This window comes from Staphylococcus sp. FSL W8-1270, assembly GCF_038007165.1.
Lineage (GTDB): Bacteria > Bacillota > Bacilli > Staphylococcales > Staphylococcaceae > Staphylococcus > Staphylococcus hominis.
Genome location: NZ_JBBOWQ010000001.1, coordinates 1,485,044 through 1,502,066, shown reverse-complemented (window position 1 = coordinate 1,502,066; position 17,023 = coordinate 1,485,044). Strand labels below are relative to the sequence as shown.

16 protein-coding genes are annotated in these 17,023 nt (G+C 32.7%); all 16 read left to right on the top strand.

What is annotated here, in order from left to right:
- Positions 1-119 precede the first annotated feature (119 nt).
- The 16 genes from ylqF (at position 120) to NSU06_RS07455 (ending at position 17,022) form a co-directional block, all read left to right on the top strand.
- Positions 120-1,004 carry a ribosome biogenesis GTPase YlqF gene (ylqF, locus tag NSU06_RS07530; protein ID WP_017174591.1) on the top strand — a complete coding sequence of 295 codons (885 nt, stop codon included), beginning with the start codon at positions 120-122 and terminating at the stop codon, positions 1,002-1,004.
- Positions 988-1,755 (top strand): ribonuclease HII, encoded by a 768-nt coding sequence (locus NSU06_RS07525; RefSeq protein WP_017174592.1) that lies wholly within the window; start codon positions 988-990, stop codon positions 1,753-1,755. Before ylqF ends, NSU06_RS07525 begins: the two co-directional genes overlap by 17 nt.
- A 126-nt stretch (positions 1,756-1,881) precedes the next feature.
- Positions 1,882-3,048: an ADP-forming succinate--CoA ligase subunit beta gene (sucC, locus tag NSU06_RS07520; protein WP_017174593.1), complete on the top strand. Its 1,167-nt coding sequence runs from the start codon at positions 1,882-1,884 to the stop codon at positions 3,046-3,048.
- Positions 3,049-3,069: 21 nt separating this feature from the next.
- Positions 3,070-3,975 carry a succinate--CoA ligase subunit alpha gene (gene sucD, locus NSU06_RS07515; protein WP_037540990.1) on the top strand — a complete coding sequence of 302 codons (906 nt, stop codon included), beginning with the start codon at positions 3,070-3,072 and terminating at the stop codon, positions 3,973-3,975.
- A 257-nt stretch (positions 3,976-4,232) separates the two neighbouring features.
- Entirely contained in the window at positions 4,233-5,105 is an 873-nt protein-coding gene (gene dprA / locus NSU06_RS07510) for a DNA-processing protein DprA (protein ID WP_049434046.1), read from the top strand.
- Between the two features lie 138 nt (positions 5,106-5,243).
- A complete protein-coding gene (gene topA / locus NSU06_RS07505) occupies positions 5,244-7,313 on the top strand; it encodes a type I DNA topoisomerase (RefSeq protein ID WP_017174596.1) in 2,070 nt (689 codons plus the stop codon).
- Positions 7,314-7,336: 23 nt separating this feature from the next.
- Complete coding sequence (trmFO, locus tag NSU06_RS07500) at positions 7,337-8,644, top strand: FADH(2)-oxidizing methylenetetrahydrofolate--tRNA-(uracil(54)-C(5))-methyltransferase TrmFO (protein WP_002455420.1); 1,308 nt, start codon at positions 7,337-7,339, stop codon at positions 8,642-8,644.
- 137 nt (positions 8,645-8,781) lie between these two features.
- Positions 8,782-9,675, top strand: a complete 894-nt coding sequence (xerC, locus tag NSU06_RS07495; protein ID WP_017174598.1) for a tyrosine recombinase XerC — start codon at positions 8,782-8,784, stop codon at positions 9,673-9,675.
- Positions 9,676-10,221 carry an ATP-dependent protease subunit HslV gene (hslV, locus tag NSU06_RS07490; protein ID WP_002448739.1) on the top strand — a complete coding sequence of 182 codons (546 nt, stop codon included), beginning with the start codon at positions 9,676-9,678 and terminating at the stop codon, positions 10,219-10,221. It begins immediately after the preceding gene.
- A gap of 66 nt (positions 10,222-10,287) precedes the next feature.
- Positions 10,288-11,688 (top strand): ATP-dependent protease ATPase subunit HslU, encoded by a 1,401-nt coding sequence (gene hslU / locus NSU06_RS07485; RefSeq protein ID WP_017174599.1) that lies wholly within the window; start codon positions 10,288-10,290, stop codon positions 11,686-11,688.
- A gap of 21 nt (positions 11,689-11,709) precedes the next feature.
- Complete coding sequence (gene codY / locus NSU06_RS07480) at positions 11,710-12,486, top strand: GTP-sensing pleiotropic transcriptional regulator CodY (protein ID WP_017174600.1); 777 nt, start codon at positions 11,710-11,712, stop codon at positions 12,484-12,486.
- A gap of 220 nt (positions 12,487-12,706) precedes the next feature.
- Positions 12,707-13,495: a 30S ribosomal protein S2 gene (rpsB, locus tag NSU06_RS07475; RefSeq protein ID WP_002448842.1), complete on the top strand. Its 789-nt coding sequence runs from the start codon at positions 12,707-12,709 to the stop codon at positions 13,493-13,495.
- Between the two features lie 260 nt (positions 13,496-13,755).
- Positions 13,756-14,634, top strand: a complete 879-nt coding sequence (tsf, locus tag NSU06_RS07470) for a translation elongation factor Ts (protein ID WP_017174601.1) — start codon at positions 13,756-13,758, stop codon at positions 14,632-14,634.
- Between the two features lie 138 nt (positions 14,635-14,772).
- Complete coding sequence (gene pyrH, locus NSU06_RS07465; protein WP_017174602.1) at positions 14,773-15,495, top strand: UMP kinase; 723 nt, start codon at positions 14,773-14,775, stop codon at positions 15,493-15,495.
- Positions 15,496-15,511: 16 nt separating this feature from the next.
- On the top strand, positions 15,512-16,066 hold the full coding sequence (gene frr / locus NSU06_RS07460; protein WP_017174603.1) for a ribosome recycling factor: 555 nt from the start codon (positions 15,512-15,514) through the stop codon (positions 16,064-16,066).
- A gap of 185 nt (positions 16,067-16,251) precedes the next feature.
- Positions 16,252-17,022, top strand: a complete 771-nt coding sequence (locus NSU06_RS07455) for an isoprenyl transferase (protein WP_017174604.1) — start codon at positions 16,252-16,254, stop codon at positions 17,020-17,022.
- Position 17,023 lies beyond the last annotated feature (1 nt).

Here is a 17,023-nt window from a genome sequence, read left to right as displayed (position 1 = left end):
TTTAATGAATATGAAATAGCATGTTAAAATATAATAGAATTGATAATAGTAGTGAAGATTTTAAATATTGATTATAATCGAACAGTTGAAATAAATTTAATGAAAGTAGGGTGAATGTCATGGTGATTCAATGGTATCCAGGGCATATGGCAAAGGCCAAAAGAGAAGTGACAGAACAACTTAAGAAAGTAGATGTGGTATTTGAACTTGTTGACGCACGTATACCGTATAGTTCAAGAAATCCAATGATTGATGATGTCATTAAACAAAAACCACGCGTAGTTATTTTAAATAAAAAAGATATGTCGAATTTAAATGAAATGCAAAAGTGGGAACATTTCTTTACTGATAAAGGTTTTTATCCTGTAGCAGTTGATGCGAAACACGGCAAAAATTTAAAAGGTGTAGAATATGCTGCAATTGAAGCGACTAAAGAAAAATTTGAGAAAGAAAAAGCGAAAGGACTTAAACCTAGAGCAATACGTGCCATGATTGTTGGTATACCTAATGTGGGGAAATCTACATTAATTAATAAGTTAGCTAAAAAAAATATTGCTCAAACAGGAAATAAGCCGGGAGTAACGAAACAACAACAATGGATTAAAGTAGGTAAAGCATTACAACTACTAGATACGCCAGGTATTTTATGGCCTAAATTTGAAGATGAAACTGTAGGTAAAAAACTAAGCCTTACTGGTGCCATTAAAGATAGTATCGTACACTTAGATGAAGTAGCAATATACGGTTTACACTTCTTAATTAAACATGATATTGAAGGATTGAAGAATCATTACAATATTGATGTAGAAACTGATGCAGAAATTTTAGAATGGTTTGATGCTATTGGACGTCGACGTGGGTTATTACAAAAAGGAAATGAAGTCGATTACGAGGCTGTCATCGAATTGATTATTAATGATGTGCGTAATGCTAAAATTGGAACTTATTGTTTTGATATTTATTCAGAAATGAAAGGGGACTTAGATTATGCCTCAAACAATTAAAGAGATTAAAGCATTATTAGACACAATTGATTCAATTGAAGCACTTGAACAACATGAATTAATGAGTGATACAAGAAAAGGGGTACAGCAAAATATAGTACGACGTCGTAAACAGCTTTTAAAAGATCAAGAAACACGAGAACATTATCAACAAATGAATAAATATGAAAATGAAATATTAAAGGACAATCCTAATGCTTTAATATGTGGGATTGATGAAGTAGGTCGTGGTCCACTTGCTGGGCCTGTTGTAGCTTGTGCAGTCATTTTAAATAAAGAACATCAATATTTAGGATTAGATGACTCGAAGAAAGTTTCAGCAACAAAGCGAAAAATACTTAACGAACAATTAAAAGAAGGCGTTTATGATTATGCTTACGGGATAGCAAGCGCTGAAGAAATTGATGAGTTCAATATTTACAACGCAACCAAATTAGCTATGAAACGTGCTATTAATCAATTAACAGAACAACCTAACCATTTACTTATTGATGCTATGACATTGGATAATGCAATTCCTCAAACTTCTATTATTAAAGGAGATGCTAAAAGTGTTTCTATTGCTGCTGCTAGTATCATGGCAAAAGAATATAGGGATGGTTTAATGGCGGAAGTAGCACTGAAATATCCTGGTTATGATTTTGAAAAAAATGTAGGATATGGCACTAAATCACACCTTCAAGGATTAAAACAATTAGGCATAACGCCATATCATCGTAAAACGTTTGAGCCTGTTAAATCAATGATATAATTAAATAAAAATAAAATTATTTGAATTTAAAAACTATTGCAAAAAGTATAACACTTTCAGTTTACAAAAGCGCTTACATTTTCTATAATTAAAGTGAATTTAACCTAAGAAACAGGAGGATGGAAGATGAATATCCACGAGTATCAAGGTAAAGAAATATTTCGTGCTATGGGTGTAGCCGTTCCAGAAGGACGTGTAGCATTTACTGCTGAAGAAGCGGTGGAAAAGGCAAAAGAATTAAATTCAGATGTTTATGTAGTGAAAGCACAAATTCACGCTGGGGGTAGAGGTAAAGCAGGTGGAGTTAAAATTGCTAAATCACTGTCTGAAGTTGAAACTTATGCTAATGAATTATTAGGCAAGCAATTAGTAACGCATCAAACTGGACCTGAAGGTAAAGAAGTTAAACGCTTATATATCGAAGAAGGTTGTGATATTCAAAAAGAATATTATGTAGGCTTTGTCATTGATCGTGCTACTGATCGTATTACATTGATGGCTTCTGAAGAAGGTGGAACTGAAATTGAAGAAGTTGCAGCTAAAACGCCAGAAAAAATCTTTAAAGAAACAATCGATCCAGTGATAGGGTTATCACCTTTCCAAGCACGTCGTATTGCATTCAATATTAATATTCCAAAAGAATCTGTAAATAAAGCAGCAAAATTCTTACTTTCTTTATATAATGTTTTTGTTGAAAAAGATTGTTCTATTGTTGAAATTAATCCACTTGTAACAACGGGTGATGGTGATGTTTTGGCTTTAGATGCGAAATTAAATTTTGATGATAATGCATTATTTAGACATAAAGATATTTTAGAATTACGTGATTTAGAAGAAGAAGATCCAAAAGAAATTCAAGCATCTAAATATGATTTATCATATATTGCTTTAGATGGTGACATTGGTTGTATGGTTAATGGTGCCGGATTAGCCATGGCTACAATGGATACAATTAATCATTTCGGTGGTACTCCAGCTAACTTCCTAGACGTTGGTGGCGGTGCTACAAAAGAAAAAGTAACTGAAGCATTCAAAATCATCTTGGGGGATGATAATGTTAAAGGTATTTTTGTAAATATCTTCGGTGGAATTATGAAATGTGATGTGATTGCAGAAGGTATTGTAGCAGCAGTTAAAGAAGTCGAATTAACTTTACCTTTAGTTGTTCGTTTAGAAGGCACAAACGTTAAACGTGGTAAAGAGATTTTAAATGAATCTGGTCTAGCAATTGAACCAGCAGCAACAATGGCTGAAGGTGCACAACAAATTGTTAAACTTGTTAAAGAAGCGTAAGGAAAGGATGGGAACACTAAAATGGGTGTATTTATAGATAAGAATACTAAGGTAATGGTGCAAGGTATTACAGGGTCTACTGCCCTTTTCCATACAAAACAAATGCTTGATTATGGCACACAAATTGTCGCAGGGGTAACACCAGGTAAAGGTGGACAAGTTGTTGAAGGCGTGCCAGTGTATAATACAGTAGCTGAAGCTAAAAAAGAAACAGGTGCTAACGTATCAGTAGTTTACGTACCAGCACCATTTGCTGCAGATTCAATTTTAGAAGCAGCTGATGCAGAATTAGATATGGTGATCTGTATTACTGAACATATTCCAGTTGTTGATATGATTAAAGTGAAACGTTATTTAGAGGGTAGAAAAACACGTTTAGTTGGACCGAACTGTCCTGGTGTAATTACGGCAGATGAATGTAAAATTGGTATTATGCCAGGTTATATTCATAAAAAAGGGCATGTAGGTGTTGTTTCTCGTTCAGGTACTTTAACATATGAAGCAGTACATCAATTAACTGAAGAAGGTATTGGTCAAACCACAGCAGTAGGTATCGGTGGGGACCCAGTTAACGGTACAAACTTTATCGATGTACTTAAAGCATTTAATGAAGATGAAGAAACAAAAGCTGTTGTTATGATTGGCGAAATCGGTGGTACTGCTGAAGAAGAAGCAGCTGAATGGGTCAAAGCAAACATGACTAAACCAGTGGTTGGTTTTGTTGGTGGACAAACAGCACCTCCAGGAAAACGTATGGGCCATGCAGGTGCAATCATCTCAGGTGGTAAAGGAACTGCTGCAGAAAAAATTAAAACGCTTAATGAATGTGGTGTTAAAACAGCAGATACACCATCAGAAATTGGTACAACACTAATTGAAGCGGCAAAAGAAGCAGGCATTTATGAAGAACTATTAACAGTGAAGTAGCAATTATGTAATTAATAATTGAATTCAAACTGTCAACAATTACTGAAATTTGTTGGCAGTTTTTCTTATATATATCGTAGACTACAATATATTATAAATGACTGAACGCTCTATTTTTCACATGTTATGAAATCAAAAAGTATACATAATCTTTTAATATTATTACTCCTTACATTTATATATCAAATTTGTCTTATAAATGAAATTTTACTGTTAATGATTCACGGTATAATAAATTAAAAGGAGACATTTACTTCATGAATGATTTTATTTTATTAAAAATGAGATGGATAGGGTATACGACCCAACATATTCATCATTTACTCAATGTATTTCCAAAATTTTTCAATGTTAATGAACATGATCAATTTGAAATGATCAATGAATGGGAATCTCTATATTTAAAAAAGAAGCGTTTTACTCAATTAACAGAGATTTCTTACGATTATATTCAAACCCAACTTTCTAGATATCAGGTTAACTATGTTACTTCATTTTCTTCTCAATATCCTTCATTGCTTAAAACTATTTACGACTATCCTTTTATATTATTTTATCGTGGAAATATACATTTATTATCATCTACGTATACTTTAGGTGTTGTAGGTTCACGTGAGGCCACAAATTATTCTAAGTGTGCACTAGATTATCTATTTCCTCACTTTATAAATATTCCACTAACGATTGTATCCGGTTTAGCGAAAGGTGCTGATAGCATAGCTCATCAATTCGCATTAAAACATCATCTTCCAACTATTGCAGTTCTAGGTTTTGGTCATTTAAATCATTATCCAAAGGAAACACGAAAGTTACGCAATATAATTGAAGAAACTGGTTTAGTCATAAGTGAATATCCTCCTTTAACAAAAATAAACAAATATCAATTCCCTGAAAGAAATCGTCTGATAAGCGGGTTGTCTCGTGGTGTATTAATTACTGAAGCTAAAATTAAAAGTGGTAGTCAAATTACAATAGATTGTGCTTTAGATCAAAATAGAAATGTTTATGTACTGCCTGGATCAATGTTTAATCCTTTGACAAGAGGAAATTTATTACGTGCTCAAGAAGGTGCAATGATTGTTTCAGAAGCAGAAGATATATTATATGATTATCGCTTTTTAAACGATTAAATATATAAATAATTAATTGTGAAAATTCAAAGGATATTTCACAAAAAAATATCTATATTGGATTAAAATATTGACAAAAACAAAATTAACCGTTTATCATTTATCTTTAGTAATTGAAAAAGCAAGGGGGAATTCACTTTGGCAGATAATTTAGTCATCGTTGAGTCGCCTGCAAAAGCGAAAACCATTGAAAAATATTTAGGTAAACGATATAAAGTTATTGCTTCTATGGGACACGTACGAGATTTACCAAGAAGTCAAATGGGTGTAGACGTAGAAGATAACTATGAACCAAAATATATAACTATTCGAGGTAAAGGTCCTGTTGTTAAAGATTTAAAAAAATATGCGAAAAAAGCTAAAAAAGTTTTCTTAGCTAGTGACCCTGACCGCGAAGGTGAAGCGATTGCTTGGCATTTATCAAAAATTTTAGAACTTGAAGAATCAAAAGAAAATAGAGTTGTATTTAATGAAATCACTAAGGATGCAGTAAAAGAAAGTTTTAAACATCCTCGTGGTATTGAAATGAATTTAGTTGATGCACAACAAGCGCGTCGTATTTTAGATAGACTTGTAGGTTATAATATTTCTCCAGTACTATGGAAGAAAGTAAAAAAAGGATTGTCAGCTGGTCGAGTACAATCAGTTGCTTTAAGATTAGTCATTGATCGTGAAAATGAAATCCGTAATTTTAAACCAGAAGAATATTGGTCAATTGAAGGTGAATTTAGATATAAAAAATCAAAGTTCACTGCTAAATTCTTACATTATAAAAACAAACCGTACAAATTAAAAACAAAAAAAGATGTTGAAAAAATTACATCCGAATTAAATGGTGATGAATTTGAAATCACTAATGTAAATAAAAAAGAAAAAACGAGATACCCTGCAAATCCATTTACAACGTCTACGTTACAACAAGAAGCAGCACGTAAACTTAATTTTAAAGCACGTAAGACTATGATGTTAGCACAGCAATTATATGAAGGTATCGATTTGAAACGACAAGGTACAGTTGGATTAATCACATATATGAGAACAGATTCAACACGAATCTCACAAACTGCTAAAGATGAAGCAAAATCATATATTGAAGAGAAATATGGTACTGAGTATACTTCAAACCGTAAAACAAAAGGTAAACAAGGGGATCAAGATGCCCATGAAGCTATTCGTCCAACAAGTACATTACGTACACCAGATGAAATGAAAGCATATTTAACACGTGATCAACATCGCTTGTATAAATTAATTTGGGAACGTTTTGTAGCAAGTCAAATGGCTCCTGCAGTTTTAGATACTGTGGCTTTAGATGTAACACAAAATGACATTAAATTTAGAGCAAATGGACAAACAATCAAATTTAAAGGCTTTATGACATTATATGTTGAAGCAAAAGATGACAAAGATAATGATAAAGAAAATAAATTACCAAAATTAAATCAAGGTGACAAAGTAACTGCAACACAAATTGAACCGGCACAACATTTCACTCAACCACCTCCACGATACACAGAGGCACGATTAGTTAAAACATTAGAAGAATTAAAAATTGGTAGACCTTCAACATATGCTCCAACGATTGACACAATTCAAAAACGTAATTATGTTAAACTTGAAAGTAAACGTTTTGTACCAACTGAACTAGGAGAAATCGTGTATGAGCAAGTGAAGGATTACTTCCCAGAAATTATTGATGTTGAATTTACAGTTAATATGGAAACCTTGCTCGATAAAATTGCTGAAGGTGATATCGGTTGGAGAAAAGTTATCGATAATTTCTATGGTAGTTTTAAATTAGATGTTGCACGTGCAGAGGAAGAAATGGAAAAAGTTGAAATTAAAGATGAACCAGCCGGCGAAGATTGTGAAGTATGTGGAGCTCCTATGGTAATAAAAATGGGACGTTATGGTAAATTTATGGCGTGCTCGAATTTCCCAGATTGTCGAAATACAAAAGCTATTGTTAAAACTATTGGTGTCACTTGTCCAAAATGCAAAGATGGCGATGTAGTTGAGAGAAAATCTAAGAAAAATAGATTATTTTATGGTTGTTCGAATTATCCAGAGTGTGATTTTATTTCTTGGGATAAACCAATAGGAAGAGATTGTCCAAAATGTAATCATTACTTGATGCAACATAAAAAAGGACGTAGTTCTCAAGTGATTTGTTCTAATTGTGACTATAAAGAAGAAGTACAAAAATAGAGTTTTATTAAAGGAGAATGTATATGAGTCAAACTGTTAATGTTATAGGCGCAGGATTAGCTGGTTCAGAAGCAGCTTATCAATTAGCAGAACGTGGTATTAAAGTGAATTTAATCGAAATGCGTCCTGTTAAACAAACGCCTGCCCATCATACAGATAAATTTGCTGAGTTAGTATGTTCTAATTCACTACGTGGTAATGCATTAACAAATGGTGTAGGTGTGCTTAAAGAAGAAATGCGACGTTTAGATTCATTAATCATCGCAGCAGCTGATAAAGCTAGAGTTCCAGCTGGTGGTGCATTAGCAGTAGATAGACATGACTTTGCTGGTTATATTACAGATACATTGAAAAATCATCCTAATGTAACTGTTTTGAATAAAGAAATTCACAGTATTCCAGAAGGACATACAATCATTGCAACAGGCCCGTTAACAACTGAACATTTAGCTAAAGAAATTGTAGAAATTACAGGTAAAGATCAACTATATTTCTACGATGCAGCAGCTCCAATCATTGAAAAAGATTCAATTGATATGGATAAAGTCTATTTGAAATCACGCTATGATAAAGGTGAAGCAGCATATTTAAACTGCCCTATGACTGAAGAAGAATTCAATCGTTTTTATGATGCGGTATTAGAAGCTGAAGTTGCACCTGTAAATGAATTTGAAAAAGAAAAATATTTTGAAGGATGTATGCCATTTGAAGTGATGGCTGGTAGAGGTCGTAAAACATTACTATTTGGTCCAATGAAACCAGTAGGATTAGAAGACCCTAAAACTGGTAAACGTCCATATGCAGTAGTGCAATTACGTCAAGATGACGCGGCTGGTACGCTTTATAATATTGTCGGCTTCCAAACACATTTAAAATGGGGCGCTCAAAAAGAAGTCATTCAATTAATTCCAGGTTTAGAAAATGTTGATATTGTTAGATATGGTGTGATGCATAGAAATACCTTCATTAATTCACCTGATGTTTTAAATGAAAAATATGAATTAATTAATAATGATAGAATTCAATTTGCAGGACAAATGACAGGTGTGGAAGGATATGTTGAAAGTGCAGCAAGTGGACTTGTAGCAGGTATCAATTTAGCGCATAAGTTACTTGGAAAAGGAGAAGTGATTTTTCCAAGAGAAACAATGATAGGCAGTATGGCTTATTATATTTCTCATGCTAAAAATGAAAAAAACTTCCAACCAATGAATGCTAACTTTGGTTTATTGCCGTCACTTGATCGCCGCATTAAAGATAAAAAAGAACGTTATGAAGCACAAGCATATCGTGCACTAGACTATTTAGAAAATTTCAAAAAAACGTTATAGATTTAAATTATAATAAAATATTTTGAAGGAATTTTTAAATTATTCACAAATTCTCAAAAGATTTTGAATTCTATAGCTAATTATTTTAGTCCCCCTCAGTTTATATGCTACAATGCATATGATGGAGGGGATTTTTAGTGGAAGAAATCCAAAAGAAATTTTTGAATATGCTTAAAGTTGAAAGAAATTTCTCCGACCATACATTAAAAGCGTATCATGACGATTTAGCTCAATTTAATCAGTTTTTAGAACAAGAACTTTTAAATTTAAGAACGTTTGAATATAAAGATGCAAGAAATTATCTAAGTTATTTATATTCCAATAATTTGAAACGTACTACTGTATCAAGAAAAATATCAACATTAAGAACATTTTATGAGTTCTGGATGACTCAAGATACATCTGTAAATAATCCTTTTATACAACTTGTACATCCTAAGAAAGAGCAATATCTTCCTCAATTTTTTTATGAAGAAGAAATGGAAGCATTATTTAATACTGTTTCAAACGATGCAAAAAAAGGATTAAGAGATAGAGTAGTAATTGAATTATTATATGCAACAGGCATTCGTGTTTCAGAACTTGTGAATATAAAGGTTATGGATTTAGATATGAATCTTCCAGGGGTAAAGGTATTGGGTAAGGGAAATAAAGAACGATTTGTGCCTTTTGGAGAGTTTTGTAGACAAAGTATTGAACAATATTTAGAAAAATTCAAACCACTTAAAGGTAAAAGTCATCCTTATTTAATTGTTAATATGAAAGGTGATCCTATTACTGAGAGAGGTATTAGATATCTTCTCAATGATGTAGTTAAACGTACAGCGGGGGTAACTGAAATCCACCCTCATAAATTAAGACATACATTTGCTACACATTTATTGAATCAAGGTGCAGACCTAAGAACAGTTCAATCTTTATTAGGACACGTTAACCTTTCTACAACTGGTAAGTATACACATGTATCTAATCAACAATTGCGCAAAGTGTATTTAAATGCACATCCTCGAGCAAAAAAGGAGAGTAAATAAATGAGTAAGACATCATTACATGCTACAACGATATATGCTGTAAGACACAATGGAGAAGCGGCAATGGCTGGAGACGGTCAAGTTACACTTGGTGAACAAGTAATTATGAAGCAAACAGCTAGAAAAGTAAGACGCTTATACGAAGGTAAAGTGTTAGCAGGATTTGCAGGAAGCGTAGCCGATGCATTTACATTATTTGAAAAATTTGAAACTAAATTACAACAATTTAGCGGTAATTTAGAACGCGCTGCTGTAGAACTTGCTCAAGAATGGCGTGGAGATAAGCAATTACGTCAACTGGAAGCCATGCTTATCGTAATGGATAAAGATGGTATTTTAGTGGTAAGTGGTACAGGTGAAGTCATTGCGCCTGACGATGATTTAATCGCTATTGGTTCAGGAGGAAACTATGCATTAAGTGCAGGAAGAGCACTTAAACGTCATGCTTCACATATGACTGCTAAAGAAATGGCATATGAAAGCTTAAAAGTGGCTTCAGATATTTGTGTATTTACAAATGATAATATTATTGTTGAGACTTTATAAATAACATATATAAACAAAACGGAAATGAATTGATATGGACATACATTAAGGTGGAGGTAATAGTAAATGGATGCAAACGGTATAAAATTAACACCTAAAGATATCGTATCTAAATTGGACGAATATATTGTAGGTCAAGAAGATGCAAAACGTAAAGTAGCAATCGCGTTAAGAAATAGATACAGAAGAAGTCTTCTTGATGAAGAAACTAAGCAAGAAATTGCACCCAAAAATATTTTAATGATTGGCCCAACTGGTGTAGGTAAAACAGAAATTGCACGCCGTATGGCAAAAGTCGTAGGTGCACCATTCATTAAAGTAGAAGCTACAAAATTCACTGAAGTTGGATATGTTGGACGTGATGTAGAAAGTATGGTTAGAGACTTGGTGGACGTGTCTGTAAGACTCGTAAAAGAGCAAAAGAAATCATTAGTTGAAGATGAAGCAACACAAAAAGCTAATGAAAAATTAGTAAAATTACTTGTTCCTAGTATGAAGAAAAAAGCAGCTCAAAATAATAATCCACTTGAATCTCTTTTAGGTGGTGCTATTCCTAATTTTAATCAGAATGACGAGGAAGAAGAAGCCCCTACAGAAGAAATCAAAACAAAACGGTCAGAAATAAGACAACAACTTTTAGCAGGTAAGCTAGAAGAAGAAAAAGTTAGAATCAAAGTTGAACAAGACCCTGGCGCATTAGGAATGTTAGGCACGAGTCAAAATCAACAAATGCAAGATATGATGAATCAATTGATGCCTAAACGAAAAGTAGAAAGAGAAGTACCAGTAAAAACAGCACGTAAAATTCTTACTGATGATTTTGCAGATGAATTAATTGATCAAGAAACTGCTAATCAAGAAGCTTTAGAATTAGCAGAACAAATGGGAATTATCTTTATCGATGAGATTGATAAAGTCGCTACAAACAATTCCAATAGTGGTCAAGATGTATCAAGACAAGGTGTTCAAAGAGATATATTACCAATCCTTGAAGGTAGCATGATTCAAACTAAGTATGGTACTGTAAATACTGAGCACATGCTATTTATTGGTGCTGGCGCTTTCCATGTTTCTAAACCAAGTGACTTGATTCCTGAGTTACAAGGGCGTTTTCCAATTCGAGTTGAACTTGAAAGCTTAACAGTCAATGATTTCTATAGAATATTGACTGAACCTAAGTTATCTCTTATAAAGCAGTATGAAGCACTGTTAAAAACTGAAGAAGTTACGGTCAACTTCTCTGATGAAGCGATAACACGATTAGCTGAAATGGCATATCAAGTGAATCAAGATACAGACAATATTGGTGCACGTCGATTACACACTATTTTAGAAAAAATGTTAGAAGATTTATCTTTTGAAGCACCAAATATGCCAAATGCAGTAGTAGATATAACACCACAGTATGTTGATGATAAGTTGAAATCTATTTCAACAAACAAAGATTTAAGTGCATTTATTTTATAATATAAATAAAGGAGAAATTTTATGAGCTTATTATCTAAAACTAGAGAATTAAATACATTATTACAAAAACATAAAGGCATTGCGGTAGACTTTAAAGATGTTGCTCAGACTATTAGTAATGTAACTGTTACAAATGTCTTCATCGTTTCTCGTAGAGGTAAAATTTTAGGTTCAAGTTTAAATGAACTTTTAAAGAGTGAACGAATTAGTAATATGTTGACTGAAAGTAAACATATTCCAAGTGAATACACTGAACTACTTATGCAAGTTCAACAAACTGAAGCGAATATTGATATTGATTCAGACTTGACAGTATTCCCTCCAGAACACAGAGATGTATTTATTAATAGTAGAACAACCATCTTCCCGATTTTAGGGGGAGGCGAACGCTTAGGTACACTGATTCTAGGAAGAGTTAAAGATGACTTTAATGAAAATGATTTAGTGCTTGGCGAATACGCTGCAACTGTTATTGGTATGGAAATTTTACGTGAGAAACATAATGAAGTTGAGAAAGAAGCACGTGATAAAGCTGCTATTACAATGGCAATCAATTCATTATCTTATTCTGAAAAAGAAGCGATTGAACATATTTTTGAGGAACTTGGTGGTAATGAAGGTCTATTAATTGCATCTAAAGTAGCAGATAGAGTAGGTATTACACGTTCTGTAATTGTAAATGCGTTACGTAAATTAGAAAGTGCTGGTGTAATAGAATCACGATCGCTTGGCATGAAAGGTACATTTATTAAAGTTAAAAAAGAAAAATTCTTAGATGAACTTAATCGAAGTGAATAAATATTTTTTAAAACTACTATCTAGCTATTAAAATTAAGATAGTAGTTTTTTATTTTACACAGTTAAAAAATGTTGCGTAATGATTCTAGATATGATATTATTATTGACGGCTATAAAGCCAATACACACGTAGTGAATGTAAATATAAAGGGTGCAGTCTTAAGTATTGTCTTTATATTAGTTTACTATGGAGGTAATTAACCAATAGGAGGAATTTAACATGGCAGTAATTTCAATGAAACAATTACTAGAAGCCGGTGTTCACTTCGGTCACCAAACACGCCGTTGGAACCCAAAAATGAAAAAATATATCTTTACTGAAAGAAATGGTATTTATATCATTGACTTACAAAAAACAGTAAAAAAAGTTGAAGAAGCTTATAACTTCTTAAAACAAGTATCTGAAGATGGCGGTAAAGTCTTATTCGTAGGTACTAAAAAACAAGCACAAGAATCAGTTAAAGCTGAAGCAGAACGTGCTGGTCAATTCTACGTTAACCAAAGATGGTTAGGTGGAATCTTAACTAATTATAAAACAATCTCAAAACGTATTAAACGTATTTCTGAAATTGAAAAAATGGAAGAAGACGGTTTATTTGACGTTTTACCTAAAAAAGAAGTTGTTGAACTTAAAAAAGAATATGACCGTTTAATCAAATTCTTAGGCGGTATTCGTGATATGAAATCTATGCCTCAAGCATTATTCGTAGTTGACCCTCGTAAAGAGCGCAATGCGATTGCTGAAGCACGTAAATTAAATATCCCTATCGTTGGTATCGTTGACACTAACTGTGATCCTGATGAAATCGACTATGTTATCCCAGCGAATGATGATGCTATTCGTGCCGTTAAATTATTAACTGGTAAAATGGCTGACGCTGTCTTAGAAGGTCAACAAGGTATTTCAAACGATGAAGTAGCTGCAGAACAAAACATCGATTTAGATGAAAGTGAAGAAACTCAAAAAGCAGAATCAACTGAAGAAAATACTACTGTTGAATCAAACTAAGATATAGTTTAAATGGGTGATAAGATGTAATGCTTATCGCCCTTTTTTTAAAATATTTATTTAAAATGGATAGTAAATTGGGTATAAATATAAAAGATAAATATTCAATTATACTTTTAAATCAGATTTTATTTTTAAAATAACCTTAATTTAAAAAATTATTAATAAATCGTAATAGAGTATTGGAAATAATAGTACCTTTAATGGTAATATTTAAATATCATCTATTATTACAATTAGACATATTGGAGGAATAATTAATGGCAATTTCAGCAAAACTTGTTAAAGAATTACGTGAAAGAACTGGCGCAGGTATGATGGATTGTAAAAAAGCGCTAACTGAAACTGATGGAGATATCGATAAAGCAATCGACTACTTACGTGAAAAAGGTATTGCTAAAGCAGCTAAAAAAGCTGATCGAATCGCTGCTGAAGGTTTAGTACATGTAGAAGTAAAAGGTAATGAAGCAGCAATCGTTGAAATTAACTCTGAAACTGATTTCGTTGCTCGAAACGAAGGATTCCAAGAATTAGTTAAAGAAATTGCTAATCAAATCCTTGAAAGTAAAGCTGAAACAGTAGAAGCTTTATTAGAAACTAAATTAGCAAGTGGTCAAACAGTTGATGAAAGAATGAAAGAGGCTATCTCAACAATCGGTGAAAAATTAAGCATCCGTCGTTTTGCTATTAGAACTAAATCTGATAACGATGCTTTTGGTGCATACTTACACATGGGTGGACGTATCGGTGTATTGACTGTTGTTGAAGGTTCTACTGATGAAGAAGCAGCTAAAGATGTAGCAATGCACATCGCTGCAATTAATCCTAAATATGTTTCTTCAGACCAAGTAAGTGACGAAGAAATTAATCACGAAAGAGAAGTATTAAAACAACAAGCATTAAATGAAGGTAAACCTGAAAATATCGTTGAAAAAATGGTTGAAGGTCGTTTACGTAAATATCTTCAAGAAATTTGTGCTGTTGACCAAAACTTCGTTAAAGACCCAGATCAAACAGTTGAAGCTTTCTTAAAATCTAAAGGCGGTAAATTAGCTGACTTCGTACGTTATGAAGTAGGCGAAGGTATGGAAAAACGCGAAGAAAACTTTGCTGATGAAGTTAAAGGTCAAATGAAATAATTTGTTCACATTATTCTAACAAGAAAGAAGACACCTTTAAGGAATTCTATATAATAAAATTCTTTTATTATAGAAGACCATTAGTGTCTTCTTTACTTGTATATATTACATATCATTAATCATAGAGAGGAAAAAATAATGGCGCAGACTTCTAAATATAAACGTGTAGTACTGAAACTTAGTGGTGAAGCACTTGCAGGTGAAAAAGGTTTTGGTATCAATCCTATCATCATTAAAAGTGTAGCAAAACAAGTCGCTGAAGTAGCTAAAATGGATTGTGAAATAGCTGTTATCGTTGGTGGCGGTAATATTTGGAGAGGTAAAACAGGTAGCGATTTAGGCATGGACCGAGGTACAGCTGATTATATGGGCATGCTTGCTACTGTAATGAATGCATTGGCATTACAAGATAGTTTAGAGCAATTAGATTGTGATACACGAGTATTAACTTCAATTGAAATGAAACAGGTTGCTGAGCCTTATATTCGTCGTCGCGCAATTAGACATTTAGAGAAAAAACGCGTAGTTATTTTTGCAGCTGGTATTGGTAATCCATACTTCTCTACTGACACAACTGCAGCACTACGTGCAGCTGAAGTAGAGGCCGATGTCATTTTAATGGGTAAAAATAATGTTGATGGTGTGTATTCTGCCGACCCAAAAATTGATAAAAATGCTGTAAAATATGATCATCTAACACATATTCAAATGTTACAAGAAGGCCTACAAGTTATGGATTCAACTGCTTCTTCATTCTGTATGGATAATAACATTCCATTAAATGTATTCTCTATTATGGAAGAAGGCAATATTAAACGTGCCGTTATGGGCGAAAAAATTGGTACATTAATTACTAAATAATTAGAGGTGTAAATGTATGAGTGAGATAATTCAAGATACAAAATCTAGAATGAAAAAATCAATTGAAAATTTATCACGTGAATTAGCTAATATTAGTGCGGGTAGAGCGAATTCTAATTTATTAAACGGAGTAAATGTTGATTATTATGGTGCCCCAACACCAGTTCAACAGTTAGCGAGTATAAACGTGCCTGAAGCACGCTTACTTGTCATTTCTCCATATGATAAATCATCTGTAGCTGATATTGAAAAAGCGATTATTGCTGCTAACCTAGGTGTGAACCCTACTAGTGACGGTGAAGTTATTCGTATCACTGTTCCTGCTTTAACTGAAGAACGTCGTAAAGAATTAGTTAAAAATGTTAAAAAAATCGGTGAAGATTCAAAAGTTTCAATCCGTAATATTCGTCGTGATATCAATGATCAATTGAAAAAAGACGAAAAAAATGGAGACATTACTGAAGATGATTTAAGAAGCCAAACAGAAGATGTTCAAAAAGTAACAGACAATTCAATTAAAGAAATTGATAATTTAGTTGATGAAAAAGAAAAAGATATTATGTCTGTTTAATATTTCATCATACTCTTCTATGACAAGATTATAAATTGTTTTAGTCTAAACTGTGCCAAGTCAGACTTTGGTACAGTTTTTTAATTTGCTTATTCAATGCCATTATTTAGTATGATAAAATGATAGATGATTTCTTAAATAACCTATATAATATAACAGAAATGATCAGGCTCGGAGGAAAGACCATGTTTAGAAAGCTAATAAAAAGAAATAAGACTAAAATCAATCAAAATGATGATTTAGATATACATAATTTACCTGAACATATAGCAATTATCATGGACGGAAATGGTCGTTGGGCAAAAAAGCGTAAAATGCCTAGAATTAAAGGTCACTATGAAGGTATGCAAACCATAAAAAAAGTGACACGTGAAGCAAGTCATTTAGGTATTAAATATTTAACTTTATACGCTTTTTCAACGGAAAATTGGTCAAGACCTGAAAGTGAAGTTAATTATATCATGAATTTACCTGTGAATTTTTTAAAAACATTTCTACCAGAACTTATAGAGAAAAATGTTAAGATAGAAACTATTGGTTTTTTAGATGCAGTACCCCAATCAACAATTGAGGCGATTAATTATGCTAAAGAAAAAACCAAAAATAATACAGGCTTGAAATTAGTATTTGCCATTAATTATGGTGGACGAGCTGAACTTGTTCAAAGTATGAAATCAATTTATGATGAACTTCAACGTAATGGTCAAAACAGTGATGATATTGATGAATTGATGATTTCCAAACATTTAATGACCCATCCAGATCCAGATCCAGATTTATTAATACGTACATCTGGAGAACAACGCCTTAGTAACTTCTTAATTTGGCAGGCTTCGTATAGTGAATTTATTTTTAATGAGAAGTTATGGCCAGACTTTGATGGTGAAGAATTAAAACAATGTATAAAAATATATCAATCTCGCCAAAGACGTTTTGGAGGATTAAGTGAGGAGTAAA

What these genes read in the sequence shown, in the direction of transcription:
- hslV (WP_002448739.1), top strand. Translation starts at nt 9,676, where the DNA reads ATGAGTAAGACATCATTACATGCTACAACGATATATGCTGTAAGACAC.
- dprA (WP_049434046.1), top strand. Translation starts at nt 4,233, where the DNA reads ATGAATGATTTTATTTTATTAAAAATGAGATGGATAGGGTATACGACC.
- trmFO (WP_002455420.1), top strand. Translation starts at nt 7,337, where the DNA reads ATGAGTCAAACTGTTAATGTTATAGGCGCAGGATTAGCTGGTTCAGAA.
- pyrH (WP_017174602.1), top strand. Translation starts at nt 14,773, where the DNA reads ATGGCGCAGACTTCTAAATATAAACGTGTAGTACTGAAACTTAGTGGT.
- hslU (WP_017174599.1), top strand. Translation starts at nt 10,288, where the DNA reads ATGGATGCAAACGGTATAAAATTAACACCTAAAGATATCGTATCTAAA.
- tsf (WP_017174601.1), top strand. Translation starts at nt 13,756, where the DNA reads ATGGCAATTTCAGCAAAACTTGTTAAAGAATTACGTGAAAGAACTGGC.
- frr (WP_017174603.1), top strand. Translation starts at nt 15,512, where the DNA reads ATGAGTGAGATAATTCAAGATACAAAATCTAGAATGAAAAAATCAATT.
- ylqF (WP_017174591.1), top strand. Translation starts at nt 120, where the DNA reads ATGGTGATTCAATGGTATCCAGGGCATATGGCAAAGGCCAAAAGAGAA.
- codY (WP_017174600.1), top strand. Translation starts at nt 11,710, where the DNA reads ATGAGCTTATTATCTAAAACTAGAGAATTAAATACATTATTACAAAAA.
- rpsB (WP_002448842.1), top strand. Translation starts at nt 12,707, where the DNA reads ATGGCAGTAATTTCAATGAAACAATTACTAGAAGCCGGTGTTCACTTC.
- NSU06_RS07525 (WP_017174592.1), top strand. Translation starts at nt 988, where the DNA reads ATGCCTCAAACAATTAAAGAGATTAAAGCATTATTAGACACAATTGAT.
- sucD (WP_037540990.1), top strand. Translation starts at nt 3,070, where the DNA reads ATGGGTGTATTTATAGATAAGAATACTAAGGTAATGGTGCAAGGTATT.
- NSU06_RS07455 (WP_017174604.1), top strand. Translation starts at nt 16,252, where the DNA reads ATGTTTAGAAAGCTAATAAAAAGAAATAAGACTAAAATCAATCAAAAT.
- sucC (WP_017174593.1), top strand. Translation starts at nt 1,882, where the DNA reads ATGAATATCCACGAGTATCAAGGTAAAGAAATATTTCGTGCTATGGGT.